Here is a 240-nt window from a genome sequence, read left to right on the forward strand (position 1 = left end):
CGGCGAACAGCCAGGCGAACCAGAGATCGGCGCTGGGTCTAGGTTCTGCTGCGGTCGCGGCCATCCTGGGTACCGTATCGCAGTCTGGGGGCGTGCCGACGGGCGCGATTATCGAGCAGGGAAGCAACTCGGCAGGCAACTATGTTCGGTTTGCCGATGGCACCCAAATTTGCTGGGGCGTCTCTTCTGGCGCGACGGCCAATAACGCAACGGGCAACGGCCTGTATTACTCGGGCCTGA

General features: G+C 62.9%; 1 pseudogene. It reads left to right on the forward strand.

Annotated features, from left to right (window positions below):
* Nucleotides 1-240: pseudogene (locus HAQ05_RS29020) on the forward strand (hypothetical protein); the annotation flags it as partial.

This window comes from Pseudomonas typographi, assembly GCF_014694385.1.
Taxonomy (GTDB): domain Bacteria; phylum Pseudomonadota; class Gammaproteobacteria; order Pseudomonadales; family Pseudomonadaceae; genus Aquipseudomonas; species Aquipseudomonas typographi.